The organism is Bradyrhizobium sp. CER78 (assembly GCF_029846235.1).
GTDB lineage: Bacteria > Pseudomonadota > Alphaproteobacteria > Rhizobiales > Xanthobacteraceae > Bradyrhizobium.
In genome coordinates this window covers 142,985-169,954 of sequence record NZ_JARVWP010000003.1, presented here as the reverse complement: position 1 = coordinate 169,954, position 26,970 = coordinate 142,985, and the positions used below count along the sequence as shown (strand labels likewise).

At 64.6% G+C, this 26,970-nt stretch carries 25 protein-coding genes; 11 read left to right on the top strand and 14 right to left on the bottom strand.

Going from position 1 to position 26,970, the window contains the following annotated elements; all coding sequences use genetic code 11:
* Positions 1-107: 107 nt before the first annotated feature.
* Positions 108-1,772: a caspase family protein gene (locus QDT69_RS06680; protein WP_279705825.1), complete on the top strand. Its 1,665-nt coding sequence runs from the start codon at positions 108-110 to the stop codon at positions 1,770-1,772.
* Between the two features lie 244 nt (positions 1,773-2,016).
* On the opposite strand, the gene QDT69_RS06675 is transcribed toward QDT69_RS06680, so the two are convergent.
* From QDT69_RS06675 to QDT69_RS06655, 5 genes are all read right to left on the bottom strand, one after another.
* Positions 2,017-2,844: a hypothetical protein gene (locus QDT69_RS06675; RefSeq protein ID WP_279705824.1), complete on the bottom strand. Its 828-nt coding sequence runs from the start codon at positions 2,842-2,844 to the stop codon at positions 2,017-2,019.
* 224 nt (positions 2,845-3,068) lie between these two features.
* Positions 3,069-3,287 (bottom strand): hypothetical protein, encoded by a 219-nt coding sequence (locus QDT69_RS06670; protein ID WP_279705823.1) that lies wholly within the window; start codon positions 3,285-3,287, stop codon positions 3,069-3,071.
* 880 nt (positions 3,288-4,167) lie between these two features.
* A complete protein-coding gene (locus tag QDT69_RS06665) occupies positions 4,168-5,394 on the bottom strand; it encodes a GGDEF domain-containing protein (RefSeq protein WP_279705822.1) in 1,227 nt (408 codons plus the stop codon).
* A gap of 106 nt (positions 5,395-5,500) precedes the next feature.
* Entirely contained in the window at positions 5,501-7,054 is a 1,554-nt protein-coding gene (locus tag QDT69_RS06660) for an AMP-binding protein (RefSeq protein ID WP_279705821.1), read from the bottom strand.
* A 52-nt stretch (positions 7,055-7,106) separates the two neighbouring features.
* Positions 7,107-8,843 (bottom strand): extracellular solute-binding protein, encoded by a 1,737-nt coding sequence (locus QDT69_RS06655; RefSeq protein WP_279706185.1) that lies wholly within the window; start codon positions 8,841-8,843, stop codon positions 7,107-7,109.
* 383 nt (positions 8,844-9,226) lie between these two features.
* On the opposite strand from QDT69_RS06655, the gene QDT69_RS06650 reads away from it, so the two are divergent.
* A complete protein-coding gene (locus QDT69_RS06650; protein WP_279705820.1) occupies positions 9,227-10,063 on the top strand; it encodes an invasion associated locus B family protein in 837 nt (278 codons plus the stop codon).
* Between the two features lie 333 nt (positions 10,064-10,396).
* The gene (locus QDT69_RS06645; protein ID WP_279705819.1) at positions 10,397-11,683 is read left to right on the top strand and encodes an MFS transporter; all 1,287 of its coding nucleotides are present in this window, start codon (positions 10,397-10,399) and stop codon (positions 11,681-11,683) included.
* A 16-nt stretch (positions 11,684-11,699) separates the two neighbouring features.
* Here QDT69_RS06645 and hspQ read toward each other — a convergent pair whose 3' ends face one another.
* A complete protein-coding gene (gene hspQ, locus QDT69_RS06640; protein WP_050406639.1) occupies positions 11,700-12,032 on the bottom strand; it encodes a heat shock protein HspQ in 333 nt (110 codons plus the stop codon).
* 121 nt (positions 12,033-12,153) lie between these two features.
* Here hspQ and QDT69_RS06635 point away from each other — a divergent pair, with 121 nt between their 5' ends.
* Positions 12,154-13,107, top strand: a complete 954-nt coding sequence (locus tag QDT69_RS06635; protein ID WP_279705818.1) for an AEC family transporter — start codon at positions 12,154-12,156, stop codon at positions 13,105-13,107.
* Between the two features lie 68 nt (positions 13,108-13,175).
* On the opposite strand, the gene QDT69_RS06630 is transcribed toward QDT69_RS06635, so the two are convergent.
* A complete protein-coding gene (locus QDT69_RS06630) occupies positions 13,176-14,360 on the bottom strand; it encodes a UbiH/UbiF family hydroxylase (RefSeq protein ID WP_279705817.1) in 1,185 nt (394 codons plus the stop codon).
* A 133-nt stretch (positions 14,361-14,493) separates the two neighbouring features.
* Between QDT69_RS06630 and pcsA the strand changes: the two genes are divergently transcribed.
* The 3 genes from pcsA (at position 14,494) to QDT69_RS06615 (ending at position 17,002) form a co-directional block, all read left to right on the top strand.
* The gene (gene pcsA, locus QDT69_RS06625; RefSeq protein WP_146983952.1) at positions 14,494-15,222 is read left to right on the top strand and encodes a phosphatidylcholine synthase; all 729 of its coding nucleotides are present in this window, start codon (positions 14,494-14,496) and stop codon (positions 15,220-15,222) included.
* On the top strand, positions 15,219-15,944 hold the full coding sequence (locus QDT69_RS06620) for a TerC family protein (protein ID WP_279705816.1): 726 nt from the start codon (positions 15,219-15,221) through the stop codon (positions 15,942-15,944). Before pcsA ends, QDT69_RS06620 begins: the two co-directional genes overlap by 4 nt.
* Before the next feature lie 83 nt (positions 15,945-16,027).
* A complete protein-coding gene (locus QDT69_RS06615; protein ID WP_279705815.1) occupies positions 16,028-17,002 on the top strand; it encodes a quinone oxidoreductase in 975 nt (324 codons plus the stop codon).
* 115 nt (positions 17,003-17,117) lie between these two features.
* On the opposite strand, the gene QDT69_RS06610 is transcribed toward QDT69_RS06615, so the two are convergent.
* The 3 genes from QDT69_RS06610 to QDT69_RS06600 form a co-directional block, all read right to left on the bottom strand.
* Positions 17,118-18,314, bottom strand: a complete 1,197-nt coding sequence (locus QDT69_RS06610) for an acetylornithine transaminase (protein ID WP_279705814.1) — start codon at positions 18,312-18,314, stop codon at positions 17,118-17,120.
* 239 nt (positions 18,315-18,553) lie between these two features.
* Positions 18,554-19,873: a 30S ribosomal protein S12 methylthiotransferase RimO gene (gene rimO / locus QDT69_RS06605; RefSeq protein WP_279705813.1), complete on the bottom strand. Its 1,320-nt coding sequence runs from the start codon at positions 19,871-19,873 to the stop codon at positions 18,554-18,556.
* 261 nt (positions 19,874-20,134) lie between these two features.
* A complete protein-coding gene (locus QDT69_RS06600; protein WP_279705812.1) occupies positions 20,135-20,371 on the bottom strand; it encodes a hypothetical protein in 237 nt (78 codons plus the stop codon).
* Between the two features lie 262 nt (positions 20,372-20,633).
* On the opposite strand from QDT69_RS06600, the gene QDT69_RS06595 reads away from it, so the two are divergent.
* From QDT69_RS06595 to QDT69_RS06585, 3 genes are all read left to right on the top strand, one after another.
* On the top strand, positions 20,634-21,224 hold the full coding sequence (locus tag QDT69_RS06595) for an ANTAR domain-containing protein (protein WP_028332037.1): 591 nt from the start codon (positions 20,634-20,636) through the stop codon (positions 21,222-21,224).
* On the top strand, positions 21,221-22,378 hold the full coding sequence (locus QDT69_RS06590) for a CmpA/NrtA family ABC transporter substrate-binding protein (RefSeq protein ID WP_279705809.1): 1,158 nt from the start codon (positions 21,221-21,223) through the stop codon (positions 22,376-22,378). The genes QDT69_RS06595 and QDT69_RS06590 overlap by 4 nt, the downstream gene beginning before the upstream one ends.
* A gap of 255 nt (positions 22,379-22,633) precedes the next feature.
* The gene (locus QDT69_RS06585; protein ID WP_229197411.1) at positions 22,634-22,786 is read left to right on the top strand and encodes a hypothetical protein; all 153 of its coding nucleotides are present in this window, start codon (positions 22,634-22,636) and stop codon (positions 22,784-22,786) included.
* 74 nt (positions 22,787-22,860) lie between these two features.
* Here the strand turns inward: QDT69_RS06585 and QDT69_RS06580 are convergent, their stop codons facing one another.
* The 4 genes from QDT69_RS06580 to pxpB all read right to left on the bottom strand — a co-directional run bounded on the left by QDT69_RS06580 (position 22,861) and on the right by pxpB (position 26,042).
* Complete coding sequence (locus QDT69_RS06580; RefSeq protein WP_279705806.1) at positions 22,861-23,271, bottom strand: hypothetical protein; 411 nt, start codon at positions 23,269-23,271, stop codon at positions 22,861-22,863.
* A 149-nt stretch (positions 23,272-23,420) separates the two neighbouring features.
* A complete protein-coding gene (locus QDT69_RS06575) occupies positions 23,421-24,194 on the bottom strand; it encodes a LamB/YcsF family protein (RefSeq protein WP_279705805.1) in 774 nt (257 codons plus the stop codon).
* A gap of 85 nt (positions 24,195-24,279) precedes the next feature.
* On the bottom strand, positions 24,280-25,314 hold the full coding sequence (locus QDT69_RS06570; RefSeq protein ID WP_279705804.1) for a biotin-dependent carboxyltransferase family protein: 1,035 nt from the start codon (positions 25,312-25,314) through the stop codon (positions 24,280-24,282).
* The gene (gene pxpB / locus QDT69_RS06565) at positions 25,311-26,042 is read right to left on the bottom strand and encodes a 5-oxoprolinase subunit PxpB (RefSeq protein WP_279706184.1); all 732 of its coding nucleotides are present in this window, start codon (positions 26,040-26,042) and stop codon (positions 25,311-25,313) included. Before pxpB ends, QDT69_RS06570 begins: the two co-directional genes overlap by 4 nt.
* 214 nt (positions 26,043-26,256) lie before the next feature.
* Between pxpB and QDT69_RS06560 the strand changes: the two genes are divergently transcribed.
* Positions 26,257-26,955 carry a ribonuclease activity regulator RraA gene (locus QDT69_RS06560; RefSeq protein WP_050406652.1) on the top strand — a complete coding sequence of 233 codons (699 nt, stop codon included), beginning with the start codon at positions 26,257-26,259 and terminating at the stop codon, positions 26,953-26,955.
* The last annotated feature ends 15 nt before the right edge of the window (positions 26,956-26,970 follow it).

Genomic DNA, 26,970 nt, shown 5'->3' with positions numbered 1-26,970 from the left:
GGTATGATTTGCATCTCAAGGTCGTTCGCAGTCGGTACTGAAAGCCGCAAGCAAGCACGATGCATCACCTCCATTGCCGGTTGCTTTTCATCGGGCTTTGCCTTGCGTTGACCGTTCTGCCGATCGAGGCCTTCGCTGGCACGCGCCTGGCGCTGGTGCTTGGCAACAGCAAGTATCGGGCCGTTCCCGTCCTCGATAATCCCGCCAATGACGCAGCCGATCTCGCGACGGCTTTGCGTGGCATGGGCTTCAACGTGATCGAAGCGCGCGACGGAACCCGCGATGCCATGGCCAACGCGGTGCGCGATTTTTCCGCGCGGCTGAGCGGTGCCGACGTCGCATTGTTCTTCTACGCAGGTCACGGCCTGCAGATGAACGGTGAAAACTATCTGGTCCCGATCGACGCGAAGATCGAAACGCCGGCGGATGTGCGCTTCAACACCGTGAACCTGGCCGATATCCAGCAGGAGATGGAGGGGACGGGGCGGGCCAACATCATCATCCTCGACGCCTGCCGCAACAATCCCTTTCTGGAGAAGCTCGCGCGCGGCAGCCGCGCGGCGCCAAGTCGCGGGCTCGGCCGCGTCGACGCCAGCGGGCAGGGGTCGCTGATCGTCTATTCGACGCAGCCGAACAACGTTGCGCTCGACGGTGCCGGGCGAAATTCGCCATTCACATCCGCGCTCCTGAAACATATCGCGACACCCGGCATCGAAGTGCGCCAGATGCTGTCCAGGGTTCGCGGCGACGTGCTCGCGGCAACCGATCAGAAGCAGACGCCCTGGGACAGTTCCTCTCTGGTCGGTGACGTCTATCTGGCCGCTCCGCCGTCGCAGGTTGACGGCGGCTCAGCGCCCTCGACGTCGACGCAACCGGCTGCTGCGCCCCAAGCGGCAGCTGGCGGTGCTGAGCAGGTTGCCGCAGCTGCGCCGCAGGCGATGCCACCCACATCCCCAACGCCGCAGAGTGGCGCCGGCGGCCTCGACAGCGAATGCGAGCGCGCGGCCGCGCCTGCGCCGCCGTTCGCCAGTCCGGAACAGCTGAAGATCGACAACACGCATGATTTTGCGGCCGCGGTCCCGATCTGCGAGGCGGCGGTGCGCGCCAATCCCGATCAGCCACGGCTCGAATTCCTACTCGGCCTCGCCTATGGCGGAACGAAAAACTACCTGGCGGCGCAACGCTATCTGACCAAAGCTGCGGATGCCGGTTACGCACCGGCGCAAGGCAAGCTCGGGGTCTATTTTGCGACGGGGCGCGGGGTCGTCAAAGACATGCCGCGGGCATTCGAGCTGTTCAGCAAGGCGGCCGCAGCGGGAGAGCCGGGCGCGATCAGCAATCTCGGCGCGATGTATTCCAACGGCAATTTCGTCAAGAAGGATGAGGCGAGAGCACTCGAGCTCTATCAGAAGGCAATCGAGGCGGGTAATCCTTTCGCCCTCGCCCAGACCGGCTTGATGTACTTCTACGGCAAGGGAACGCCGCGCGACTACTCTACGGCCGCGCAATATTTTCAGCAGGCGGCCGATCTCAACGATGGATTTTCTCTCAAATACCTCGCCGTCATGCAGGAGCGGGGATTACTCGGTGCGCCCGATGCCGCCAAGGCCGCCGAGCTGCGGCGCAGGGCTGTCCAGGTCGATCCGGGCAGCCAGGACCCAAACGTGCCAAAGCAGCTGAATGCGAGTGGGCCGCGACGCTCGTCCGGCGGCCATCACGTCCGCAGAATCTACTACTACCGCTTCGTCGGCTGCAGATGGGCCTGGTGCTGAAAAGTGGGGACACGGGCCGCAACGCCTGGTGACCGCGATTGCAACTGTAGCCGTTTTCCGGCGGCCGGCACCACCGAGAGCCTGCGGCAGCTGGCCAATCTCGCGGAAAGCAAGAAGGCGGCGTAGAAGTTCACCGGACTATCAACGCCATTGCCGGTTCGTAGTTCGTATGGTGGGCAAAGCAAAGCGTGCCCACCATCACGCGTGCGATGAGAACGTTGGGCACGGCGCACAATGATGGGTGTCAGTTCGGGGGAATGGGTCCGAGTGGCGCCTGATGTTGGCTCGGATCGAATTCTTGGATTGCAGATGCATCGAAAACTTCATTCCTAGAAAGGTCAACCATAGGCTTAAACGTGATCTGGCCGCTTATAATGTCGGATGCTTTGGGTCTGTTTTGTCCAATGGCAGCCAAGAAAAGCTGACAGCCTAAGACGGTTGGAGTGAAGCTGAGATAGTGAAAAACCTGTCCTGATACGGCTCCGGTTTCAAAATAACGGAAGTTATCAATTAGACCGTTTTGATAGAGGCTAAACATTCCGGTTTCGATTTGAGCAGCGAACCTGGTCCCACCGCCGAACATCCGAAGAAACACATCTATTTTAATAGCTGTCTTCGTCCTGCCGCGCCCGTCTCCGTCCCCTAAATTCCTCTCCGAGCCCGCCCACTGCATGTGTAGCGCTGTGTATAGCGCGCAATGCAATTTCATCTGCTCGGATGACATCGTCGAAAGCATAGACGTAAACACTACGCCGCTATCATCTTCTCCACTTTCGCTCCGCGATGAGGCGAGCACACCTGCGAAATATCGATGACCAATTTCGCTTTCAATCTTTGAGCCCTCGTCTAAGGCGGCAAGTAGAACCCTCGGCGGAACCGATTTTCCGTCTGGTTCTGGTACGTGTTCGGCGGCGAGTTCGATAACTTTCTCGGCGTGGGACCAACGGCGTTTGGTGTATGCAGCCAGCTCTGCGCCCAAGAAGTCCGCTGTTGGTCCTAGAAGTCTTTTCACTGGGTCTAAAGCTAGGAGGCTGGCCGCTGCACCAGCACCGGCGGTCACTGGATCAATCATCGGACAAGCCCTCCGGCCGCCGTTCACGAAATTCGGCTGCGATCTCTTCGCTGACCATGCCAGAGCAATTGATGAATGGCTTCATTTCAGAATACCTGGATGACGCTTCGCAATGTAGTGCGCCAGCTGCTTCGTGCGGGTGAACATAAATCGTCTCGATTATGCTCGTAGCTGGCCCTGTAACTCTCACGAGGCCCGCTGGCCCGAACCAGCGGTCTTCTTGATCAAGCTGGCGTAGCGGTCTCCTTGAGCACCCGTTCCATGGCCTCTATCACAGTTCGGGTGTACCGACGAGAAATGACGATGAACGTGTCCTCATCCTCGTCCCACGTCCGCTCACGACGTATGACGAGGTCGTTGTTAGCGTTTGCATAGACTGCGATCGCGTCTTGGGACGGCACGACCACGCAATCTTTGTCCGCCCAACTGAAATTGTCACTCATCGAATCACCCTTAGTTGTCGGGCCAACTTCGCATGATCGCTCTCGCGCAACGGCGGAGATTCGAGGTTTTGCAGGCTATTCACAGTCAAGCAATTCGGCGGCCGTTCTGGTGAACGTACCGCAAAACCCTGTGCTGCGGCTGCATTGAGCGACGTGCTCTCGTAAGCGCCGGTAATCTTTTGATTTTGCTGGTATTGGCTCGCGGGGCTCGCGCAGTTTACGGCGCCGCGCGCTTCGGCGTCCCGAACAAACGTCCCAGCAGCGACTGAGCGGAGTCACCCGGCATGAGCATTGCGACGCTAACGGCGGGCTCCGCGCGCATGTCGCGGCGACGGTTCCGGGTGCTGCGCATCACGCTCGCCAATCGCCGCGTGCCGGCGGGTGAGCCGCAGGCGGCGGTGCGTCTATTTCCGTGTGGCCGGACGGGGTCAGGGTCTGCGAGCGGGGGCGCACCGGCGGGCTCGACGAGCGACTATACGGCTGCGCGGGCCCGAACTATTCTCAAATTGCTTTTCTGCTGATCGGGTCCGAAGAGCTTGGAGGCGAGCATGAGAACTCTGTTCATCGCAGCGTTGCTTGCACTATCGGCGAGCAAGACTGCGGTTGCATACTACTGCGAGGGCGGTCAACAGGCTGTTCCGCCAGCTGTTGCGGCCCGCATGGCGCTGCCGCTGTGCGGTGCGGCGGCCACGCAGCCCTGGGGGCCAAACGGTTGCCAGCTCTGTGACCCGCGGAACGTCTATCCAAGTCCGTTTGCTTCCGATGCTGGGCTACGACCAGTGTTCACCCGGGCACGCGCAAAGCCGCCGTTACTGATTCCCCGGTGATTTGCTGACGACACTCGAAAGATTTGCGACCTTATAATGCGGCGCATTGCTTGTTACGACGCCGCCCGCTCCGGCGTCCCGAACAGCCGCCCCAGCAGGGACATCGCGGAATCACTGGGGAGCAGCGTGGCGACGCTGACCGTCGGCTCGGCCCTGACGTCGCGGCGGCCGTTCTGGGTGTGGCGCATCACGCTCGCCAATCGCCGCGTGATCGCCTGCGCGTTGCGCAGGTCGGTGCCGGCGAACGCCACGACCAGCGAGCGGTCGTCATACACCGCGCCGAAATCGGCCTGGCGCATCAGCCGGCTGATGATCCGCGCGCCGTCGAATTGCGCACGCGGTTGCGCGTTGTCGAAGGTGAAGCGCGCCACCGAGAGCGCGCCGCCGCGCTCGGCGGTGTGATAGACGGCGGTTGCGAAGTCGCGTTCGAACGCGGCCTTGGTGAGCAGGCCGGTGCGGGGATCGATCAGGCCCTTGGCGTCGATCGCCTTGAGCATGCGCCCGAGCCGCGCCTCGAAGGCATGCTGCCGGATCATCGGCAACGCCATGTCGGCAACACGGGTCGGCCCGGCTGTGACGATCTCGAGATTGGGCAGCTCGTAGCGCGGCGTCAGGTCGCCGGATGCGACGATCACGGGCAACGGACGGAAGCGAACATCCTCGGTCAACACCGTCAGGAACGCATCCATCACGCGCGGCGTGAATCCCTCGGCCAGCACGATGCCGTCGATGTCACGGTTGGAGAGATGCTTGGCGGCCGCCTCGATGCTGAGCGCGCCAACCACGCCAGCGCGTTCGCCGAGCGCGACCGACAGCGCCGGGTAGGCGCCGCCACGGCCGATCAGCAGCGCCGTGGCCTCTCCGACCGGATCGATATCGGACATTGCGAGCGGCGCCGGAGGTACCAGGCGGCGCATCACGGTCGCGTGCAGCGCGCGAACCCGTAAGGACGCGTTGAGCCGGGCCACCAGGCGATCCGGCATGCCTTTGTGCTGGAAGAACGCGATCACGGTGTCGGGCAGGGTGGTCGCGGGATCGACCGCTATTAGCGGCAGATAGGGCGCGCGGGCGGCGGCGCGCTTGGCCAAGCCCGACAGGGTGACGAAGTCGACGCCCTCGGCGGCCGCGATGATCGCCGCCGGCTTGACCTGCTCGATGGCGCGCCCGACCTCGTTCCAGTCGGTGACGACGACCGGAAACAGCTTGGTCTCATCGAGGACCGCGGCGAACGGCGGCTTTGCCGACGCCGAGACGATGAGGACCGGACCTTGTTGAGACATTCGAACGCTCGAAACCAATGCTTAAGAACAGCAACGGCTGCGATGCTAGTTGGCATGGCTTAATGCGGCGTCAACACAATGCTAAGACTAACGCAATGATAAGATCTTAAGGCGTTCCGGTGCCGTTACGGTCGCGAAATGCCTCGACCATCAATGGGTTAAGCCCAAGTTCTGTCAGGGCGTCGCGGGCCCGCGCATTGTCCTGCGCCCGTCCGGCGAGCCGGTGGCCGCTGAGGCGGTCCGGCAAAGCCGTCAACAGCGCGCCTTGGCCGAGCCGGCGCGACCATTCCTGCAGCTCCTGGGCAAGGAAGCGGTAGCCGCCGACCGTCATGACGCCCGACGGCGGGGCGGTGATGTTGACGGCGCCGGTTACGCGGTCGAGCCGGGCGGCGTATTCGGTGTCGACGTAATCGCGCGGCGGCGGCGCGATCAGGCTGTCGCCCGGAGGTGGTGGCGGCGCATAGGCCGCGACCGGCACCATCGGCCCGCGCAGGCCGAGCGTGCCCTTCGGGGTCAGCAGGATCTCGCCGGCGATCGATGCGCCGGGGGCTTCGCGCGGCGCGCTGTGCGGGCCCGGTTTGATCGGCGCCGGCGATCCGTCCTCGGCATTGCGGCGGGCGCCGAACAGCCCGGCCTCGCCGAACAGGTAGACGTCGGTCATGGTCACCCGCCGCGAGGTCCAGTGCGCACTGGAGGCAACCTGCTCCGGCGTCCGCCAGAGGCCGATCACGTTGCGCAGGGTGGGCAGCCGTTCCGACAGGCCTTGCTCGTCGAGCCGCAGTGCGAGCTGCGCCGGCGCGATCAACGTGTCGCAGGCGTGATCATTGAACTGGGCTTCGAACGTCTCCTCGTCGAACGGGTGATGCATGACGAGCGTTCCGCCCGACAGCAACCAGGTCACCAGCGACGAGCAGATGCCGGCAAACGACATCGGTGCGAACGCCGACATGATGGTCGCGCCTTGCGCGAGGTCGCTCTCCAGCGACATCGCGAGCCCGCCGGCGATCAGGCCGAAATGCGCGCGCGGCACCGGACGGAAGCCGTCGCTGGTGACGTCGAAGGAGATCAGCGCCGGCTTGCGGCCGTCCTCGATCATGCGGCGCGTGGTCCGGGAGTCCTGCAGGATCGCCTCGTCGAGCGACGACATGCCTTCGGGCAGATCGGCGCCGAAGCCGCAGACATGGCGGATCGAGAAGGCTTCCGCCGCGGCGTTCATGGCGATGTCGGCGTAGGAGACGCCATCGATCTTGCTGCAGGTCACGATCGCCCGCGCCGCGGTGCGGTTGAGTACGGACGTCAGCTCGGCCTGCCGCCACAGCAGCGGCATCGGCACCACCACGAGGCCGACCCGGTGGGCGGCGAGCACCGTCAGCGCGAACTCGATCGTTGAGGGCAGCTGAACCGCGATCACCGTATTGGCCGGCAATCCGATCTCGACGAAATGGGCCGCGATTGCCGAGATCGCGCGGTCGGCCTGCGTGTAGGTCAGGCGCTTGCGGGTCTGTCCGGTGATGCGCTGCTTGTTGAGCGGGTCGACCAGCGCCAGCGCCTCGGGCTGCCGCGCCAACGTGCGCTTGAACAGCGTATCGAGCGTGGGCGAGGTGATCGACTGGTTCACAGGTTCAACGTCGGTTGCATCGCTTCGATCGGACCAGGTCATGCCGCGTCGGTCCGCATCACCCGGCAGTTCACATTGCAGTTAACTTGGCAGATCACTTTGATTGCGCGCCGGGCTTCTGCCACCAAGTCTCCGGCAGGTAGCCCGTCAACGCCGTGGTCGAAGGCCGTTCTATCCGATTCCACCGCGCGATCCATTGCTCTCCCAAGTTAAATAGGGGGATAGCGTAGAAGCCCGAGGTCAGGGCCCGGTCCAGCGCCCGCACCGCCGAGACGAAGGCCGGCCGCTCCCGCGCCGCCAGCAGCGCGGCGATCGTGGCGTCGATGGCGGGATCCTTGGCACCCATGTAGTTGCGCGTGCCCGGCATATCCGCGGCCTGGCTGCCCCAGTAGAACCACTGCTCGTTGCCCGGCGACAGCGACTGGTCCCAGCGAATGGGGATCATGTCATAGTCATAGGCGACCCGGCGCTGCTCGAACTGCACCGCGTCGACCACCCGCACAGCGGCGTCGATGCCGGCGCGCTTCAGGTCGCGCTGGTAGGCGAGGGCGATCCGCTCATGCTCGCGTGCCGTCACCAGGATCTCGATCCGGAGCGGCGTTCCGGTCGCGCGCTGCTTCAGCACCGTGCCGTCAAGCGCGTAGCCCGCCTCCGACAGCAGCGCGAGCGCGTTGCGCAGGATGGTGCGGTCGCGTCCTGAGCCGTCGGTGATCGGGAGGCGATAGCGGCCCTCGAGGATGTCGGGCGGGATGTGCGACAGATATGGCTTCAGCAGTTCGCGCTCGCGATCATCGGCGGGGCGGCCATAGGCGGACAGCTCCGAGCCGGCGAAATAGCCGCCCGAGCGCGAATAGAGCCCGAAATAGTAATTGCGGTTGATCCATTCGAAATCGAACAGCAACAGCAGGGCCTGCCGCACCCTGACGTCGGCAAATTTCGGCCGCCTGGTGTTGAACACCAGGAATTCAGACGGTTGCGGCGTGCCGATCTTGATGGCCTCGCGGATCACCTCGCCGTTTTTCGCCGCGGAGAAATCGTAGCCATCGTGCCAGCGCAGCGGTTCGGGCTCGGTCCTGAAGTCATAGAGGCCGCGCTTGAACGCCTCGAACTGGCCGTTGGCGTCGCGGTAGTAGTCGAGCCTGATCTCGTCAAAATTCCAGAAGCCGCGGTTCGCCGGCAGGTCACGGCCCCAGTAATCGGGATTGCGGGTGAAGGTCACGCTGGTGCCGGGCTTGACCGCCGTCACGCGATACGGGCCGGAGCCGATCGGCGGCGCCAAAGTGGTCTCCTCGAATTTGGCGACGTCGGTGGCATGGCGCGGCAGGATCGGCATCAAGCCGAGGATCATCGGCAACTCGCGATCCGCGACGCCGCCAAAATCGAACCGCACCGTCAGCGGGTCGAGCACCTCGGTCTTTGCGACTTTCGAATAATATTGGTGATGCAGCGGACGGCCGTGGTCGCGCAGCAATTCGAGCGAGAACACCACGTCGTCGGCCGTGACCTCGTGCCCGTCGGAGAAGCGCGCCCGAGGATCGATATGGAATGTCACATAACTTCTGGCGTCGTCGGTCTCGATGCTGCGGGCGAGCAGGCCATAGAGCGTGAACGGCTCGTCATTGTTCCGCACCAGCAGACTTTCGTAGACATAGCCGCGCTCATAGGCGTAGCCCCGGAGCTGCTGCACGGCGAGGCCCCGAACAACCAGGGGATTGAGGCTGTCAAAGGTGCCTTCCCGTGGGCTCAGGACCAGGCGGCCGCCCTTGGGAGCGTCCGGATTGGCATAGGGCAAATGGGTGAAATCGGCAGGCAGCGCCGGCGCCCCATGCATCGCGATCGCGTGGCTCTCGGCGGCAACCGCCGGGGCAGGTGCGCCGGTCAGCAGTGCCGGGACGAATACCAAGGCGAGCCAGATGGCGGCCAATGCGGCGCGCCAACCGTGCCCGGGAACAGGTGCGTGAGGCGCCGGATTTGATTCGCGAAACGTCACGGCCGAGGTTTATCACAGGCCGCCGAAACTCGTCGTCACATACGCGCAAATGCGCTTGTCGGCATTGATCTTTCCGCGCGCCGCTGTATTGAAGGCGTGCAATTCGAAGGCGGGAACGCCTGTCACGTATCCGCCTCAATTGACTAGGAGACAGCCGCCCAAACGGCTATGTGTCGGCGCCTGCAGCGGTTTCGGGCGCTGCCGTTCAGAAAGGGTTTTCCGCAATGAATTTCCGTATCTTGGCCGCCCCGGTCCGGCCGCATGGGCGAATTGTTGCCCTGATGGCGGCGACGGCATTCTCTGCAGCGCTCCTGGTTCCTGCCGCTCAGGCCCAGCAGCCGGCAGCGCCGGCGCCTGCGGCACCGAAGGCTGCGCCCAAGGCGGCACCCAAGGCAGCTCCGAAGGCCGCGCCGGCTCCGGCCCAGGCACCAGCGGCCCAAGCACCGGCCGCAGGTCAGGCGCCCGCTGCGGCCGCCCAGCAGCCGGCCCAGGATCAGCAGATCCAGCTCATCTACGCCCCCTGGACCAAGTTCTGCCTGAAGGGTCAGGAAGCCAACGCCAAACAGGTTTGCTTCACCGGCAAGGACGGCCGCATCGAGTCGGGCCAGCCGGTCATCGCCGCCGTGATCATCGAGCCGGAAGGCGAGCCGAAGAAGATCCTGCGCGTCACGCTGCCGCTCGGCATGCAACTCGTGCACGGCACCCGCATCATCGTCGACAACAACCCGCCGCAGCAGGCGCCCTACGTGATCTGCTTCCAGAACGGCTGCATGTCCGACTATGAAGCAACGCCCGAACTGATCGCCAACATGAAGAAGGGCCAGAACCTCGTTGTTCAGGCGATCAATTCGAACGGCGCGCCGCTGACGCTGCCGCTGCCGCTCAACACCGAATTCGCCAAGGCCTTCGACGGCCCGCCGACCGACCCGAAGGTGTTCGAGGAAAACTCGAAGAAGCTGCAGGAAGAGTTGCAGAAGCGCGCCGAAGAGCAGCGCAAGAAGCTGGAAGGCGCCGGCGCTGCTGGTGCGACGCCGGCTCCGGCCAATCCCGCAGCCAAGTAAGCGCTCAAGCGTTCACGACATCGCGAGATCATCGCAACTCAAAAGGCGCCCGGAAGGGCGCCTTTTTTTGTCATGCGATACGGACTGGCTGATGGCAGCCTGCCGCGCTGGTGATTGCGCAGCTCGTGTGCGATGGTTGCGCAAGGCAAATCGCTCGCGCCAAGCCGCATCACCGTTGCCTTGTCCGGAGAAGTCCTCGGGCGTCGAAGCACAATCATAAATCCGTCACGGGAGGCCAGACGAAGGCGCGCAACGCGCGCCGTCGACGCGCGAATGTGCGCGCGGTTCTCCCGCGAACCCTGGCCGCCGTTCGCTGTCATGGAAGTCGCCGGAATGTCCCAGCAAATCAACACGCAGCGGCGAGAGCCGGTCGCCCGGCCTAGAAGCGAGCATTTGCCGCAGCCGGCCGGCCGCCCTTCGGCCGATGCGGGTGATCGCGTCAATCAGGACAACGTCCCCGGCGCCTTTCATCCGGGCATCGTCCACCTCGCGCTGGCGATGGGCGGCTTTGCAATCGGCATCGCCGAATTCGCGACCATGAGCCTGCTGCCGTTCTTCGCGCACGATCTACATGTCAGTGAGCCACAGGCCGGTCATGCGATCAGCGCCTACGCGCTCGGCGTCGTGGTCGGCGCGCCTGTCATCGCCGTGCTGTCGGCGCGCATGACGCGGCGGAATCTGCTGATCGCGCTGATGGGCTTCTTCGCGCTGATGAACGGCCTCTCGGGGCTCGCGCCCGACTATCACACCATGCTGGCGCTGCGCTTCCTCGCCGGGCTGCCGCATGGCGCGTATTTCGGCATCGCCATGCTGGTCGCGGCCTCGCTGGTGCCGATGGATAAACGCACGGCCGCGGTCGGCCGCGTCCTGCTCGGCCTCACCATCGCGACGACGATCGGCGTGCCGCTTGCCAACGGGGTGGGGCAGGCGATCGGCTGGCGCTGGGCGTTCGCGATCGTTGCCGGTCTTGCGCTGCTCACCGCCATCCTGGTGCTGATCTTCGCGCCGCGGGACGTCGCCAACAGCGAAGCGAGTCCGTTGCGCGAGCTGTCCGCGCTCGGGCGCAAGCATGTCTGGCTGACGCTGGCGATCGGCGCCATCGGCTTCGGGGGGCTGTTCTCGGTCTACACCTATCTCGCATCGACCATGCTGGCGGTGACGCACACCTCGCCGGCGCTGGTGCCGGTCACGCTATGCGTGTTCGGGGCCGGCCTCACCGCCGGTAACATCATCGTGCCGCGCTTTGCCGATCGCGCGCTGATGGCGACCGCGGGCGGGCTGTTGCTGTGGTCGGCGGCGACGCTGGCGCTGTATCCGCTGGCGGCGGCGAACTTCTGGACGCTGAGCGCCGACGTGTTCCTGATCGGGCTCGGCGGAGCGCTCGCGACCGTGCTGCAGACCCGCCTGATGGATGTCGCGGGCGAGGCGCAGAGCCTTGCTGCGGCGCTCAACCACTCCGCCTTCAACGTCGCCAATGCGCTGGGGCCGTGGCTCGGCGGCATGGCGGTTGCGGCCGGCTACGGCTGGACGTCGACCGGGCTCGTCGGCGCCGGACTGGCGCTGGCGGGTTTTGCCGTCTGGGCGATTGCGGTGGTGTTGGCCAGGCGCGAGGGCGTGTGAGCGCCCGCGCCAAATGTCAGTTCAGCGAGGGATTGCGCGGACGGTAGCCGCCCGACTTGTCCTTGATGAAGATCTCGGCGACCTGCGAGTGCCGGATCGGCTCGCCGGAATCATCGGGCAACAGGTTCTGCTCCGAGACATAGGCGACGTACTCGGTCTCCGAGTTTTCCGCGAGCAGGTGATAGAACGGCTGGTCCTTGTGCGGCCGCATGTCCTCGGGGATCGACAGCCACCATTCCTCGGTGTTGTTGAACTCCGGGTCGATATCAAAAATCACGCCCCGGAAGGAGAACACCCGGTGACGGACGATCTGCCCGATCTGAAACTTGGCGGTGCGCGCTTTGATCATGGTTCGTCGATAGACCAACATTGTGGCCGATGCTAGGGGCTAAGCTTCGAATTAACCCCTGGTTTACCGATTCCAGACCTGCAAAAACGACCCGAAATCCGGCCGAGAAACTACATTCAGAATGATCGATATCCTCAATCTGGCGTTGCCGTATTTCGGCTTGATCTTCATCGGTTATGCGTGCGGAAAAGCCAAGGGTTTGCCCGAGAGCGGGCTCGCCTGGATGAATTTCTTCCTGCTTTACGTTTCGTTGCCGGCGCTGCTGTTCGGGATCATGTCCAAGACGCCGTTTGCGGAGCTGAACAACCCGCCATTCCTGATCGCGACCACGCTCGGAACCGTGATCGCGTTCTTCCTGGCGATGGTCGCAGCCAAGCTGTTGGGACGCCTGACGCTGCGTGAGGCGACGCTCGCCGGCCTGTCGGGCGCCTACGGCAACATCGGCTATATGGGCCCCGGCCTTGCGCTCGCCGTGCTCGGCGCCAAGGCGGCCGCGCCGACCGCGCTGATCTTCTGCTGCGACAGCATTTTCCTGTTCTCGATCGTGCCGCTCCTGATCGAACTCACCGATCGCGACCATCCCTCGCTGCTGCACGCGCTCGGCGTGGTGCTGCGGCAGATCGTGCAGAACCCGCTGATCATGTCGGCGGTGTTCGGCGCGCTGGTCGCCGCGTTTCACATCCCGCTGCCGACGGCGCTCGACCGCACCATCCAGTTCCTGCAGAACGCCGCAGCACCGATGGCGCTGTTCGCGCTCGGCGTCACCGTGGCGCTGCGGCCGTTCGAGCGGGTGCCGTGGGAGGTGCCGGGCGTGGTTGCGATCAAGCTCCTGATCCACCCGCTGCTGGCATTCGGACTGATGCTGCTGTTCGGCCCGTTCGCGCAGCCCTGGGCGGCGACCGCGGTGCTGATGGCCTCGCTGCCGCCGGCGCTGAACGTGTTCGTGATCGCGCGGCAGAACGAGACCTGGATCGAGCCAGCGTCGGTCGCGGTCTTGATCGGCACCTTCGCCTCGGTGGTCACGCTGACCAGCGTGATGTGGTTCATCCAGAGCGGACGGCTGGTGTTTCCTTAAGAGGCGATTCTTAGTTGACGCGTTTTCTTAACGCGAACCGGTACCCACTTCGCTCGAAAACGCTTTGGTCACCGCCGCCATGACGGCGCAAGGCCCTCGCGCATCGCCAGCCGCCGCAGCGGGCCGAAGGCGCCGAGCAGGTGCAGGCCGGCGGCGCGCGCGGTCTGCACGCCGAGGAAATCGCTCAGCAGCGAGCGGTTGGCGATGTCGATCGCCCAGGTCCGGCTGGCCACATCGGGGCGCCGCGCCGACTGGTAGCGTGCCAGCACGCTTGGTGCGCCGGGATCCTCGCCGCGGCCGATCGCCTGGCCCGTGATCTCGGCGATATCGGCGGCATCGCGCAGCCCCATATTGAGGCCCTGCGCGCCGATCGGCGGCAGCACATGGGCGGATTCCCCGACCAGCGCGATCCGGTCTCTTGCAAACTGCCGGGGCCGCTCGATCGCGAGCGGAAACACGTTGCGGCCGGGCTGCACCTCGACGCGGCCGAGGATCGAATGCGACTGCCGCTCCGCCGCGACGGACAATTCCTCGTCGCTGAGCGCCTTGAGCCGCTCGGCCTCCTTGGGCGCTGACACCCAGACCACGCTGCTGCGGTTGCCGGCGAGCGGCACGAACACGCAGGGGCCGTGCTCGGTATGAAACTCGGTCGAGATGTTCTGGTGCGGCCTGGTATGGGTGATGTTGAAGGTGAGGGCGGACTGCCCGAGCGCGTGGCTCGTCACCTCGATGCCGGCGGCCTCGCGCGACAATGAATTGCGCCCGTCGGCGCCGACCACGAGCCGGGCGCGCAGTGACGGGCCCTGCCGCGTCACCACGGTGATCCCTGCTTCATCCGGCTGCACCGAGGCGGCCTCATCGTCGAACCGCGTCAGCGCGGCCATCTCGCCGGCGCGGTCCTCGAGTGCTGCGACCAGCGAGCGATTGTCGATGTTGAAGCCGAACTGCTCGCGGCCGATCTCGTCGGAATTGAACCGCACCTCCGGCGCGCGGATCAGCCGGCCGGTGTCGTCGACGAGGCGCATGGTCTTGAGCGCGGCCGCCCCGTCGCTGCAGCGCCGCCAGACGTCGAGCCGCTCCAGGATGTCGGTTGAGGCGCCGAGCAGCGCGGTGGTGCGGTTGTCGGCATAGGGCGCGCGGCGCGCCAGGAGCGCGGTCCGGGCGCCGACATCGGCGAGGGCAATCGCAGCCGTCAATCCGGCCGGGCCGCCGCCTATTACGATAACGTCATAATCCTGCGAGCTGTCGGTCATATCAGGACATTTGACATGCTTGGCCCGATTTTCAAGCCATCGGTAACCACCAAGAGTTTCCAACGCTTTGCGCGGCGGAACGCCGCAAGACTGCATATGCAAAGGTGGCCGATTCCTGATAGCACTTCGGCCGATGGAGCACTCGAGCCAGCCGGATGCGTTGCCAGAACGGATGCGGACCGCCGCATTCTCCGTTCATATTTTCACGGCGCTGGGCGCCGGGGTCGCGCTGCTGGCGATGCTGGAGGCGGTGCGCGAGCACTGGGCCAACATGTTCGCCTGGCTCGGGGTCGCGCTGATCATCGACGGGATCGACGGCCCGCTGGCGCGCCGGCTCGACGTGGTGCGGCTGCAGCCGAACTGGTCGGGCGAGGTGCTCGACCTGGTGGTTGATTTCGTCACCTATGTGTTCGTGCCGGCCTATGCGATCACCGCGAGCGGCATGCTGCTGCCGCTGGCCGCGCCGATCCTCGGCATCGGCATCGTGGTCTCCAGCGCGCTGTATTTCGCCGACCGCCGCATGAAGGCCGACGACAACCATTTCCGCGGCTTCCCGGCGCTGTGGAATGCGGCGGCGTTCTATCTGTTCCTGCTGCATCTGCCGCCGGTGCTGTCGACGATCGTGGTCGCGCTGCTGATCGTGCTGACCTTCGCACCGTTCCATGTGCTGCACCCGTTCCGGGTGGTGCGGCTGCGCTGGCTGACGCTGTGGCTGCTCGGCGCCTGGGCGCTGCTCGGCGCGTACACCCTCGCCAACGATTTCGTGGTCGGAGCCCCGATCACCTTCGGTCTCTGCGCCATCGCCGTCTACATCGTCGGCAGCGACACGGTGATCCGCAGGATGAAAGCCTTCAGAGCATGATGCAATTGATCACCAGCCCGGAAGCCTGGGCTGCGCTGTTGACCCTGACTGCGCTCGAGATCGTGCTCGGCATCGACAACGTCATCTTCCTCTCGGTGATCGTGTCGCGGATTCCACCGGCGCAGGCCAAACGCGCGCGGCAGATCGGCCTGCTGCTGGCGCTGGTGTTCCGCATCCTCTTGCTGTCGATCCTGGTCTGGCTGATCGGGTTGACGCAGCCCGTGATATCAATCAGGGACGTCGCGCTGTCCTGGCGCGACATCATCCTGATCGGCGGCGGCCTGTTCCTGATCGCCAAGGCAACCCACGAGATTCACGGCGAGGTCGAGGCGCGCGAGGCGGAGGCCGACGACAAGCCGAGCGCCAGTGCGTTCTTCTGGGTGATCGTGCAGATCATCATCATCGACCTGGTGTTCTCGCTGGACTCGATCATCACCGCGATCGGCATGGCGCAGGACATCGAGATCATGATCGCGGCGGTGGTGATCGCCTGCGCGATCATGTACCTCTCGTCCGGACCGGTGGCGCGGTTCGTGGCGGAGCATCCGACCACCAAGATGCTGGCGCTGGCCTTCCTGGTGCTGATCGGCGTGGCGCTGGTCGCCGACGGATTCAAATTCCACATCCCGCGCGGCTACATCTATTTCGCGATCGCGTTCTCGGCGGCGGTCGAGGCGTTCAACGTCATGGCCAAGCGCAACCGCAAGAAGGTGGCCGGCTAGGCCGGTTCCGGGCTGCTTGGTTGACAAGGCGGGCCCGATGGCATTCGCTCGCTTGACGCGAGTTTTCTGAGGGGAGCGACGACATGACCAAGGCTGTGCGGGTGCACAAGGTTGGGGGCCCGGAAGTCCTGACCTATGAGGAGGTCGAGGTCGGCCCGCCGGGGAACGGCGAGGTCCGGATCCGCCAGCACGCCGTCGGCCTGAACTTCATCGACGTCTATTTCCGCACCGGCCTCTACAAGGCGCCCGGCCTGCCGTTCATCGCCGGCAACGAGGCCGCGGGCGAGGTCCTGGCCGTGGGGCCCGGAGTGACCAATTTCCATCCCGGCGATCGCGTCGCCTACTACTACAACCTCGGCGGCTACGCCTCCGAGCGCGTCATCCCGGCCGACAAGCTGGTCAAGCTGCCCGACCACATCACCTACGAGCAGGGCGCCGTGCTGATGCTCAAGGGGCTCACGGTCTGGTATCTCCTGCACAAGACCTTCAAGGTCGAGCAGGGCCATCGGGTGCTGATCCACGCCGCAGCCGGCGGCATCGGACTGCTGGCCTGCCAGTGGGCGCGGGCGCTCGGCGCGCATGTCATCGGCACCGTCGGCTCGAAGGCGAAGGCCGATCTCGCGCTCGCCAATGGTTGTGATCATGTCATCCTCTACAACGAGGAAAACTTCGTTGAACGCGTCAAGCAGATCAGCCGCGGCGAGCTCTGCGACGTCGTCTATGACGGCGTCGGCAAGACCACGTTCCCGGGATCGCTGTCGTGCCTGCGGCCGCGCGGCCTGTTCGTCTCGTTCGGCAATGCGTCGGGTCCGGTGCCGCCGTTCCCGCTCGCCGAGCTCAACAACCACGGTTCGCTGTTTGCGACGCGGCCCAAGCTCAACGACTATGTCGGCACCCGCAAGGAGCTGCTCGAAGGCGCCGACACGCTGTTCGCCGCGGTGATCAACGGCAAGCTGCACGTGCCGATCAACCACGCCTATGCGCTGAAGGATGCCGCAAAGGCGCACGTCGACCTGGAGAGCCGGGCGACCACCGGTGCGGCGATTCTCAGGCCGTAGAGATCGTCATTCCGGGGCACGCGAAGCGTGAACCTCAGGTGCGCAATTGCGCACCGGGGAACCTCGAGATTCCGGGTTCGATGCTGCGCATCGCCCCGGAATGACAGGGCGATAGTTACGCCACCCGCCTTGCGGCGCCGACCTTGGTCAGCACGGTATCTAGGCAGTCAATCATCGAGGAAATCTCCTCCCGCGTGACGTTGAGCGCCGGCATGAAGCGGAGCGTGTCCGGCTGCGGCGAGTTGACCAGCACGCCGGCCGCGAATGCCTCCGCGACGACGGCGGCGCCGATCGGCATCTTGAGATCGAGCGCGAGCAGGAGGCCGCGGCCCCTGATCTCGCCGAGCCCGTGCCGCGCCGACAGCCGCTGCAATTCGCGCTCGAGCAGCAGCCCGGTGTCGACAACCGACTTCAGGAAATCGGGTTTGCCGATCTGATCGAGCACGACAAGCCCGGCGGCGCACATCAGCGGATTGCCGTTGAAGGTGCCGCCCTGATCGCCGTGATCGAAGCAGGAGGCATGCTCGGTCGCGAGCAGCGCTGCGAGCGGCACGCCGCCGCCGATGCCCTTGCCGAGCGTCATGATGTCGGGCGCGATCCCGGCATGCTCATAGCCGAACAATTTTCCGGTCCGGCCCATGCCGGTCTGGATCTCGTCGACGATCAAGAGCAGGCCGCGCTGCTGGGTCAGCGCCCGCAACTCTCGGAGGAACGCGTCGGTCGCCGGCCAGACGCCGGCTTCGCCCTGGATCGGTTCGAGCATGACCGCGACCGTTGACGAATTGATCAGCTGCCGCACCGACTCGATGTCGTTCAGCCTGGCTTTGCGGAAGCCCGAGACCTTCGGCTCGAACAGCGGCTCGAATGCCTTCTTGCCCGAGGCCGACATGGTCGCGAGCGTCCGGCCGTGGAAGCCGCCTTCGAAGGTGATGATCTCGTGCGCGCCATTCTTGTACTTGGCGCCGAATTTCCGCGCGAGCTTGATCGCGCCTTCATTGGCCTCGGCGCCTGAATTGGCGAAGAACACCTGATCGAAGCAGCTGTTGTCGACCAGCAGCTTTGCAAGCTTCAAGCTCTGCTCGTTGTAGAAGGCCGGGCTCGGCGTGAGCAGCCGCCTGGCCTGCGCGGCCAGCGCGTCGGCCACGATGACCGGCGAGTGGCCGAGCGGATTGACGGCCCAGCCCTGCACGAAATCGAGATAGCGGTTGCGGTTGGCGTCCCACAGATATGAGCCGGCGCCGCGCACGAACACGACCTCGGGGCGGGCGGTGATGTCCATCAGCGCGTCGAACGGATGGGCGGCGTTGGTCATATCGATCTCCTCTGGGGTCGGTGCGGGGATTGGGGGACGGGCCGATAAACAAGAAGGCCGCGCTTTGCGGGCGCGGCCTTCTCGAAAACCTTGGCTGATATCAGCTAATCAGCGATGGCGTCGGACACGGCGCAGCCCAGCATCGTCGCGGGTGCGACGACGGCAGATGGCGCGGCGGTGGGTCCGGTTCAGCTTCATGGCGCAGGGCCATACAGCCGAACGCCAGATCGTGTCAAGCGTCAGAACCCCGCGACGCTGCCGTGCAGGTCGTATTCGTCGGCGCGCTCGATCTTCGCAGTGACGATCTCGCCGACCTTCAGCGGGCGGCGGCTGGTGAGGTAGACGGCGCCGTCGATCTCCGGTGCATCGGCCTTTGACCGGCCTTTTGCGACCGTCGGGCCGACCTCGTCGATGATCACCTGCTGGCGGGTGCCGACCTTGCGCTTCAGGCGGCGCGCGGAAATCTTCTGCTGCCGCGCCATCAGCGCGTTCCAGCGCTCCTGCTTGACCTCGTCCGGCACGGCATTGGGAATCGCATTCGACGTGGCGCCGGCGACCGGCTCGTATTTGAAGCAGCCGAGGCGGTCGATCCCGGCTTCATCGAGCCAGTCGAGCAGATAGGCGAAATCGGCATCGGTCTCGCCGGGGAAGCCGACGATGAAGGTCGAGCGCAGCGTCAACTCGGGGCACTGCTCGCGCCACTTCTGGATCCGCCCCAGCGTCTTCTCCTGCGCCGCCGGGCGCTTCATCGCGCGCAGCACGTCGGGGCTTGCATGCTGGAACGGGATGTCGAGATAGGGCAGCACCTTGCCCTCGGTCATCAGGCCGATGACCTCGTCGACATGCGGGTAGGGGTAGACATATTGCAGACGCACCCAGGCGCCGAGCTCGCCGAGCTCCTTGGCGAGGTCGTAGAACTTGGCGCGGACACTGCGATCCTGCCACGGGCTCTCGGCATATTTCAGGTCGACGCCATAGGCTGAGGTGTCCTGCGAGATCACCAGCAATTCCTTGACGCCGGCCTTCACCAGTCTCTCGGCCTCGCGCAGCACGTCATTGGCCGGTCGCGACACCAGATCGCCACGCAGCTTCGGGATGATGCAGAAGCTGCAGCGGTTGTTGCAGCCCTCGGATATCTTCAGATAGGCGTAGTGCCGCGGCGTCAGCTTGACGCCCTGCGGCGGCACCAGGTCGAGGTGCGGATTGTGCGCCGGCGGCAGCGCGCGGTGCACGGCGTCCAGCACGCTCTCATATTGCTGCGGTCCCGTGATCGAGAGCACGCCGGGGTAGGCGGCCTCGATCTGCTCCGGTTCGGCGCCCATGCAGCCGGTGACGATGACCTTGCCGTTCTCGGCCATAGCCTCGCCGATCGCGGCCAGCGACTCCTGCTTGGCACTGTCGAGGAAGCCGCAGGTGTTGACGATGACGATGTCGGCACCGTCGTGCTTGCGCGCGAGCTCATAGCCCTCCGCGCGAAGCCGGGTGATGATGCGTTCGGAATCGACCAGCGCCTTGGGGCAGCCGAGACTGACGAACGAAATATGGGGCGCTCTTTCCATGTGGTCGCCTGGAGCCTACGTCTGAATTGTTCGGATTGGTGATCGAAGTAATTGATCTGATGGAAAAATTCAACATCTGCTGATGCGAAACGGACGGTCAATCGTCCGAGAGGACATCTTCGCCGTTCCAGAAGCGATTTAGCCTATCCCACCAGCGTTTTGACTCGGGTTTCAGCCAGAATTCGAACCTTCTCGGGTTGATACCTCTTTTCAGAGCGACGTTCTGAATTCCCTCAAGCAGACCAATCGTGGCCGCTTCCTTTACGTAGGGTCTCCATTGCAATGCCATTGCTCAACCACTTCAAATACCGCTTCGAAATTTTGGGGCGCGCCGGCGTCCAGCTGCTCGACGAGATGGTACGCTAAATCTCCAAACGCCAAATAGTATGGCAGTTCTTCGTAGCCATCTTTCCACTCGTTGAGGAAAGCGTGCCAGGCCGGGATGAATACCGGACACGCGACGAGCATTGGGGCGAACATGTCGTTCTTGCAGATCATTGCCGAGACTGACGAGTTGACATTCCAGATGACAGCCGCCTCAGGACAGACTTTCTTTGGGAGCGGGTGGCTCAGAAGTTTACAGTCGTTGTCTAAGGACCACCCAAGGACACAAACCTCACTTTCAGCGCGGTGGCCTCCTGCATCTCTGAATCTGCCTGATTGATCGGCAGGGGCTAGTCCCAATTGCCGAGAATTACAACCCTTTCCGGGCGCTCCCGGCGTGATATGGATGGTTGCTGCTGGGCCTTAACAGATGTCGATGAGCGCTGAATCGTCTCCCAAGATCGTCATTGTCGACGAGAGCCCGATCCGTGCGGCCATCCTGGAGGAGGGGCTTCGGGAGGCCGGCTACACCGACGTGGTCCATATCAGCGAGATGCAGAGCCTGCTCTCGCGGATCTATGCGCTCGATCCCGAGATCATCGTCATCGACCTCGAGAACCCCAGCCGCGACGTGCTGGAACAAATGTTCCAGGTGAGCCGCGCGGTGCGCCGGCCGATCGCGATGTTCGTGGACCAGAGCGACGCCGCCTCGATCCAGGCGTCGGTCGAAGCGGGCGTCTCGGCCTACATCGTCGACGGCCTCAAGAAGGAGCGCATGAAGCCGATCCTCGATCTCTGCGTGTCGCGCTTCAATGCCTTTGCCAAATTGCAGGACGAGCTCGACCGCACTAAGCATGCGCTGGAGGAGCGCAAGGTGATCGACCGCGCCAAGGGCATCCTGATGAAGGTGAAGGGGCTGACCGAGGAGGAGGCCTATGTGCTGATGCGCTCGACCGCGATGCGCGAGAAAAAGAAGATCGGCGAGATCGCGCAATCGATCCTGACGGCGTCGGAGCTCCTGAAATGACCACACCCCTGCACGTCGGGTTCATTCCGTTGGTGGACGCAGCCGCATTGATCGTCGCGGTCGACAAGGGATTTGCCGCAGCCGAAGGCCTCGACGTCACGCTGGTGCGGGAAGTGTCGTGGTCGAACGTCCGCGACAAGCTCAACATCGGCCTGTTCGATGCGGCGCATCTGCTGGCGCCGGTCGCGATCGCATCACACCTCGGGCTTGGCCACGTCAAGGTGCCGATCACAGCGCCGTTCAATCTTGGGCTCAACGGCAACGCCATCACGGTGTCGCCGGCGCTGCATGCCGCGCTGATGGAAGAGATCGACGGCGATCGTTTCGATCCAATGGCGACCGCACAGGCGCTTGCGCGGGTGGTCGTAAAGCGGCGCAAGAGCGGGGCTGAGCCGCTGACCTTCGGCATGACCTTCCCGTTCTCGACCCACAATTATCAATTGCGGTTCTGGATGGCGGCCGGCGGCGTCGACCCCGACGAGGACGTCCAGCTCGTGGTGCTGCCGCCGCCCTACATGGTGGACAGTCTCGCCAACGGGCACGTCGACGCGTTCTGCGTCGGCGCGCCCTGGAATTCGATCGCGGTCGATCTCGGCGTCGGCCACATCCTGCATTTCGTCTCCGACATCCTGCTCAGTGCGGTGGAGAAGGTGCTGGCGGTGCGCCAGGCCTGGTCGGAGAAGCATCCCGGCACCGTCGCGTCACTGGTGCGCGCGCATCTGCGCGCCGCCGAGTTCATCGAGCAACCCGAGAACCGGGGCGAGGTGGCGCGGATGCTGGCGCAGCCCGAGCGGCTCGGCGTCGACGCCGGCGTCATCCAGCGCACGCTCGATGGTCGGCTGAAGATCTCGCCGGACGGCACCATGCGTGAAAGCAACCGCTATCTGCTGGTCGGGCGCGAGGCAGCGGCGCGGCCGGACCCCGGGCAGGCGGCCTGGCTGTACGCCCAGATGGTGCGCTGGGGCCAGACGCCATATCGGCCGGAGGCGCTGAAGGCCGCCATGGCTGTGTTCAGGCCCGACCTCTACGACGCCGCGTCGGGGCGCCCAGCTGGCACCTCCAGTGCCATCGGCGCGTTCGCCGGTCCGCCGTTCGACCCCAGCGACGTTCCGGGCCATCTGGCTGCATTCAAGATCGGGCGTTGGAAGCCCTGAGCGCGGCGCAGCGGCCGCCGCCACCGGCACCTTTGCATGGGGTTGTTTTCGATATTTTCGATTGGTGCGGGACTGGCGCGGGTTCCCGACGCCTCGAATTGCAACGAATAAGATTCTCGAGCCTGCGCTCGAGGAGGAATATTCCTCTCGGAACCGTGTTCCTGAAGGCGGCAGCGTCGCTATTTTTCCCACCCGCTTGAATTGCGGCGCGAACGATATTCCATATGCCCGAGAATGGGGCGTTGGAGATCGACCATGCGCGAGCTATCGGCGGAAGCCCGCCTGCACTTTTACGCGCGACAAATTTCAAGGAAGTCCGGGACCGGAATTCAGACCGCGGCGCTCTACAGCGCCTTTGCCGTGATCGCGGCCATCGTGTTCGGCACGCTGTCCGTCCACCCGTTCTGAGACCTTCGGAAAATTCAAAAGCCGCCGTCTGATGTCCTCAGGCGGCGGCTTTGTGTTGGCTGGATACGGGTCGCTCAGTAGCGGCCGTAACCGTATCCGTATCCGTAGCCGCCGCAGGTGTTGCAGGTCTGCTGAACCGGCGCGTAGTAGGAATAGCCCGGCGAGACCATTTCGGTGCGCTCCTGCGTGGCGTATTGCGGCGCGATCCGCTCATAGGCGACGCCTTCGGGCGCGACCATCACGGTCTTCGGCACCATCACCGTGCGATACTGCGCTGGCGTGCGATGCGCGACGACGCGGCCCGGGGCCACCATCACGGTTTCCTGCACCGTGCGATATTGCGGCGGCACCGTCTGCACCTGATAGCAGGTCGTGCAGGGCTGGGGCGGCGGCGTATAGCAGCTGTAGCAGCGGGCGGAGGCCGCGCTGGTGAAGGCGGCGGTGGCAACCGCGGCAATGGTGAGGGAGAGGCTGGTGCGGAACATGCTTTGGTACCCAATTTCCTGAGAGGACAATCAAAGGCTCGGAAGCTGCACCTACCAACCAAACGGCAAGTTTGGGTTTAAGAAGACTCTTAACGGAATCTAAAGGGCCGGCGCGATGGCCGGCCCTCCCGAATCGATACGCGCGCGGCTCAATGCGCGGTCTTGAACGGCGCAACCGTGATGCCCGCCTGCTTCAGCGCTGCGCGCAGATCGCGCGCGATCTCGACGGCGCCATGCGTGTCGCCGTGGATGCAGACCGTGTCGGTCTGCATCTTGATCACCTTGCCGGTGACCGAAACGACCGCGCCATCCTGCACCATCCGCACCACGCGCTCGGCGATCGCCTTGGGATCGTGCAGCACCGCACCGGGCTTCTTGCGCGACACCAGATTGCCGTCGTCCTCATAGGCGCGGTCGGCAAACACCTCATGCGCCATCCGTAAGTTCGCGGCTTCGCCGGCGCGCACCAGCTTCGAGTTTGCGAGCACCACGAACACGAGGCTCGGATCGACGGCCTTGATCGCATTGGCGATCGCCCGCGCGGTCATGTCGTCCTCGCAGGCGACGTTGGAAATCGCGCCATGCGCCTTCACATGGGTGACCTTGTGGCCGGCCGCGGTCGCGATCGCCTGCAAGGCGCCGATCTGGTAGGCGATCAGGTTCTCGATCTCCGAGGATGTCAGCCCCGGCATCGGACGGCGGCCAAAACCATGCAGGTCGCGATAGCCGGGATGGGCGCCGACGCTGACACCGCGCGCCTTCGCGAGCTCGACCGTCTTGCGCATGATATCTGCATCGCCGGCATGAAAGCCGCAGGCGACGTTGACCGAGGTCGCAAGCTCGATCATCGCCGCATCATTGCCCATTTCCCAGGGGCCAAAGCTTTCGCCGAGATCGCAATTAAGGTCGACAGTTTTGGTCATGACGATCGATCCGTTTGTTGTTGGTGGCTCTCTTGTTTGAGCATCGTCTTGTCGGAAACCGCTTCGCACTTTTCCGGACGATGCTCTAGGGTACCGCAACCTGCCAGGTCGTCACATCGACGGCGCTGACGGCCTGACCCGCGACATTCGCATCACGCAGCGCTTCGATGTTGAGGCCAAGATCCTCGATGCCGCGAAGGCGATCGGGCAGGGAATGCAGCAACGCGTGGAACTTGATCGCTTCGGCCTGCGCTTCCGCCATCGTCACCGCCTTGAAACGGAACGGCCGGCCGGCCGAGATCTGCGCGAAGCGGCCGAAGTCGGCCGTGATCACGGTCGCGATCTTCGGATAGCCGCCGCTGGTGCCGCGGTCCGGCATCAGCACGATCGGCTGGCCGTTGCCGGGCACCTGGATGCTGCCGGTCACGGTGCCGTCGGAGACGATGTTGTGGCCGTCGAGGTGTCTGATGACGGGGCCTTCGAGCCGGTAGCCCATGCGGTCGCTGGTGGCCGAGATCTTCCACTCGCTGTCGATGAACAGCTTCTTGTTGTCTTCGGCGAACTCGTCGTCCTGCGGGCCGAACACGATGCGGATCGGCGCGTCGGCGGGGACAGGCAATTCGATGCGGCGCTCGGCGGCGCTGCTCGCGGCCTGCGTCTTCAACTCGTCGCCGCTTTGCAGCGGCCGCGGGTAGGGACTGCCGAGCCCGGCGCGGGCGTTGACCGCGAGGCTGCCGAACATCGGCTCGCCTTCGATGCCGTGCTCGATCGCGAGATAGCTGAATGAGCCGTCGCGCGCGAAGCCGAGATTGAGCGTCTCGCCTTCGACGAGTGTCGCCGAACTGTCGAACGCGATCGGCCGGCCGCCGATATCCGCATTGCGCGATGCGCCGGCGAGCCCGACGCGCACCGCGCCGCCACGCGCAGTGAAGGAGGCGCCGAACGGGCCGATCTCGACCGCGGCGGCGAACAGGTCATTTCCGACCAGCGTGTTGGCGGCCGCCAGCGAAAGCCGGTCCATCGCACCACTCGGCACCAGGCCATAGCGCTGCGAGCCCGGTCGCCCGCCGTCCTGCACCGAGCTTGCCGGTCCGATCGAGGTGACGACGAGCTTGCTCATGGCGTCACCAGTTCGGCGACGAATGCGCCGGCCTCGGCGGCGCGGTCCTGTTCGGCAAAGGTCTTGGCGTCGATCGCCGTGAAGGTGATGGCATCGCCGGGCTCCAGCAGGAAAGTCGGATCGCGATGCAATTGATAGGTTCGCACCGGGGTGCGGCCGAGCAGGTGCCAGCCGCTCGGGCCGGCGAGGCACTGCACGCCGGTCTGGATGCCGCCGATCGAGATGGTTCCGGCCGGGGTCAGCAGCCGCGGGTCCTTGCGGCGGGGCATGTGCAGGAATGTCTGGAGCCCGCTCAGATAGGACCAGCCCGGCGTGAAGCCGATCATGGCGACGCGATAGTCGCCGGCGACGTGGCGGGCGACGATTTCATCGGGCGTGGTGTTGAGTGTCTTCGCGACATCCTCGAGATCGATGCCGTGCTCGCCGCCGTAGGTGACCGGGATGCGCCAGCGCCGTGTTCCGGTCTCCGACGGCAGCGCCTTGGCGGCGCGCGCCAGAATCTGCTCGCCGAGTGCATCAAAGTTGATTTGCACGGGATCGTAATGCACCAGCAGCGACCGGTAGGTTGGCACGGTCTCGGTGATCCCGGCGATCGGCTCGGCTGCTATCAGGCGGTCGAGCGCAAGCACCCGCCGGTTGGCGGCGTCATCGATGGTGCGGCTGAATTCCACCGTGATGGCGGCATCGCCACTCGGCAAAAGGCGGGGAGGACTTAAGGGTTCGGCCATCTGGATCAAGCGGACTTCGGTGGCCATCAAGCTAGCGTGTTTCGGTTCAAAACGGAATTCGCTTCGTGCAAAATGATGCAGCAACTTCAATAAATTAATCGGCATGCCGGCGATAAATTTGGCTGATCGCAGCATTTTCGCGCAGCCCTTGACGCACGGCCTTTGCCCGGCAACATGCGCCGGTCTTTTCCTCCCATCGGAGCAAGCTTTCGAGATGTCACTGTCCACTGAGGCGATCGCGACGCTGTCGCACGTGTCCACCGCCACCATCACCACGGTCCTGCTCAAGAAGGGCCTGCGCAACATTTGGATGCGCGGCACCAAGCCCTTGAAGCCCGGACAGAAGCGGCTGGTCGGACCGGCCTTCACGCTGCGCTTCGTGCCGGCCCGCGAGGATCTGGCGACGCCGGAATCCTGGTCGTCGCCGATCTCGACCCGCACTGCGATCGAGGCGATGCCGGCGGGCTGCATCGCCGTGGTCGATGCCATGGGCATCACCGATGCCGGCATTTTCGGCGACATCCTTTGCGCGCGCATGGTCAAGCGCGGGGTGACGGCGCTGATCACCGACGGCGTGGTGCGTGACGTCGAGGGCGTGCTCGGCACCGGCCTGCCGGTGTGGTGCGACGGCTATGCCGCGCCGCCGTCGGTCGCGGGTCTGACCTTCGTCGGCTGGGGTGAACCGATCGGCTGCGGCGGCGTTGCCGTGTTTCCGAACGACGTGGTGGTGGCGGACCAGGACGGCGCGGTGCTGATCCCGCAGGCATTCCTCGATCACGTGCTGGCCGAAGGGCCGGAGCAGGAACGGATGGAAGCCTGGATCGTCAACGAGGTGAACAACGGCGCCCAGCTGCCAGGCCTGTACCCGATGAATGCCGAGACCAAGGCGCGCTACGCCGCGAGCAAGAAATAGCGTCAAGAGAGGGAG

Coding starts and splice junctions, on each gene's coding strand:
- rimO (WP_279705813.1), bottom strand. CDS start 19,873: ATGGAAAGAGCGCCCCATATTTCGTTCGTCAGTCTCGGCTGCCCCAAG.
- QDT69_RS06650 (WP_279705820.1), top strand. CDS start 9,227: ATGAATTTCCGTATCTTGGCCGCCCCGGTCCGGCCGCATGGGCGAATT.
- pcsA (WP_146983952.1), top strand. CDS start 14,494: ATGGAGCACTCGAGCCAGCCGGATGCGTTGCCAGAACGGATGCGGACC.
- QDT69_RS06675 (WP_279705824.1), bottom strand. CDS start 2,844: ATGATTGATCCAGTGACCGCCGGTGCTGGTGCAGCGGCCAGCCTCCTA.
- pxpB (WP_279706184.1), bottom strand. CDS start 26,042: ATGGCCGAACCCTTAAGTCCTCCCCGCCTTTTGCCGAGTGGCGATGCC.
- QDT69_RS06670 (WP_279705823.1), bottom strand. CDS start 3,287: ATGAGTGACAATTTCAGTTGGGCGGACAAAGATTGCGTGGTCGTGCCG.
- hspQ (WP_050406639.1), bottom strand. CDS start 12,032: ATGATCAAAGCGCGCACCGCCAAGTTTCAGATCGGGCAGATCGTCCGT.
- QDT69_RS06665 (WP_279705822.1), bottom strand. CDS start 5,394: ATGTCTCAACAAGGTCCGGTCCTCATCGTCTCGGCGTCGGCAAAGCCG.
- QDT69_RS06585 (WP_229197411.1), top strand. CDS start 22,634: ATGCGCGAGCTATCGGCGGAAGCCCGCCTGCACTTTTACGCGCGACAA.
- QDT69_RS06615 (WP_279705815.1), top strand. CDS start 16,028: ATGACCAAGGCTGTGCGGGTGCACAAGGTTGGGGGCCCGGAAGTCCTG.
- QDT69_RS06580 (WP_279705806.1), bottom strand. CDS start 23,271: ATGTTCCGCACCAGCCTCTCCCTCACCATTGCCGCGGTTGCCACCGCC.
- QDT69_RS06635 (WP_279705818.1), top strand. CDS start 12,154: ATGATCGATATCCTCAATCTGGCGTTGCCGTATTTCGGCTTGATCTTC.
- QDT69_RS06620 (WP_279705816.1), top strand. CDS start 15,219: ATGATGCAATTGATCACCAGCCCGGAAGCCTGGGCTGCGCTGTTGACC.
- QDT69_RS06630 (WP_279705817.1), bottom strand. CDS start 14,360: ATGACCGACAGCTCGCAGGATTATGACGTTATCGTAATAGGCGGCGGC.
- QDT69_RS06645 (WP_279705819.1), top strand. CDS start 10,397: ATGTCCCAGCAAATCAACACGCAGCGGCGAGAGCCGGTCGCCCGGCCT.
- QDT69_RS06600 (WP_279705812.1), bottom strand. CDS start 20,371: ATGATCTGCAAGAACGACATGTTCGCCCCAATGCTCGTCGCGTGTCCG.
- QDT69_RS06660 (WP_279705821.1), bottom strand. CDS start 7,054: ATGACCTGGTCCGATCGAAGCGATGCAACCGACGTTGAACCTGTGAAC.
- QDT69_RS06575 (WP_279705805.1), bottom strand. CDS start 24,194: ATGACCAAAACTGTCGACCTTAATTGCGATCTCGGCGAAAGCTTTGGC.
- QDT69_RS06570 (WP_279705804.1), bottom strand. CDS start 25,314: ATGAGCAAGCTCGTCGTCACCTCGATCGGACCGGCAAGCTCGGTGCAG.
- QDT69_RS06655 (WP_279706185.1), bottom strand. CDS start 8,843: ATGCATGGGGCGCCGGCGCTGCCTGCCGATTTCACCCATTTGCCCTAT.
- QDT69_RS06595 (WP_028332037.1), top strand. CDS start 20,634: ATGAGCGCTGAATCGTCTCCCAAGATCGTCATTGTCGACGAGAGCCCG.
- QDT69_RS06610 (WP_279705814.1), bottom strand. CDS start 18,314: ATGACCAACGCCGCCCATCCGTTCGACGCGCTGATGGACATCACCGCC.
- QDT69_RS06560 (WP_050406652.1), top strand. CDS start 26,257: ATGTCACTGTCCACTGAGGCGATCGCGACGCTGTCGCACGTGTCCACC.
- QDT69_RS06590 (WP_279705809.1), top strand. CDS start 21,221: ATGACCACACCCCTGCACGTCGGGTTCATTCCGTTGGTGGACGCAGCC.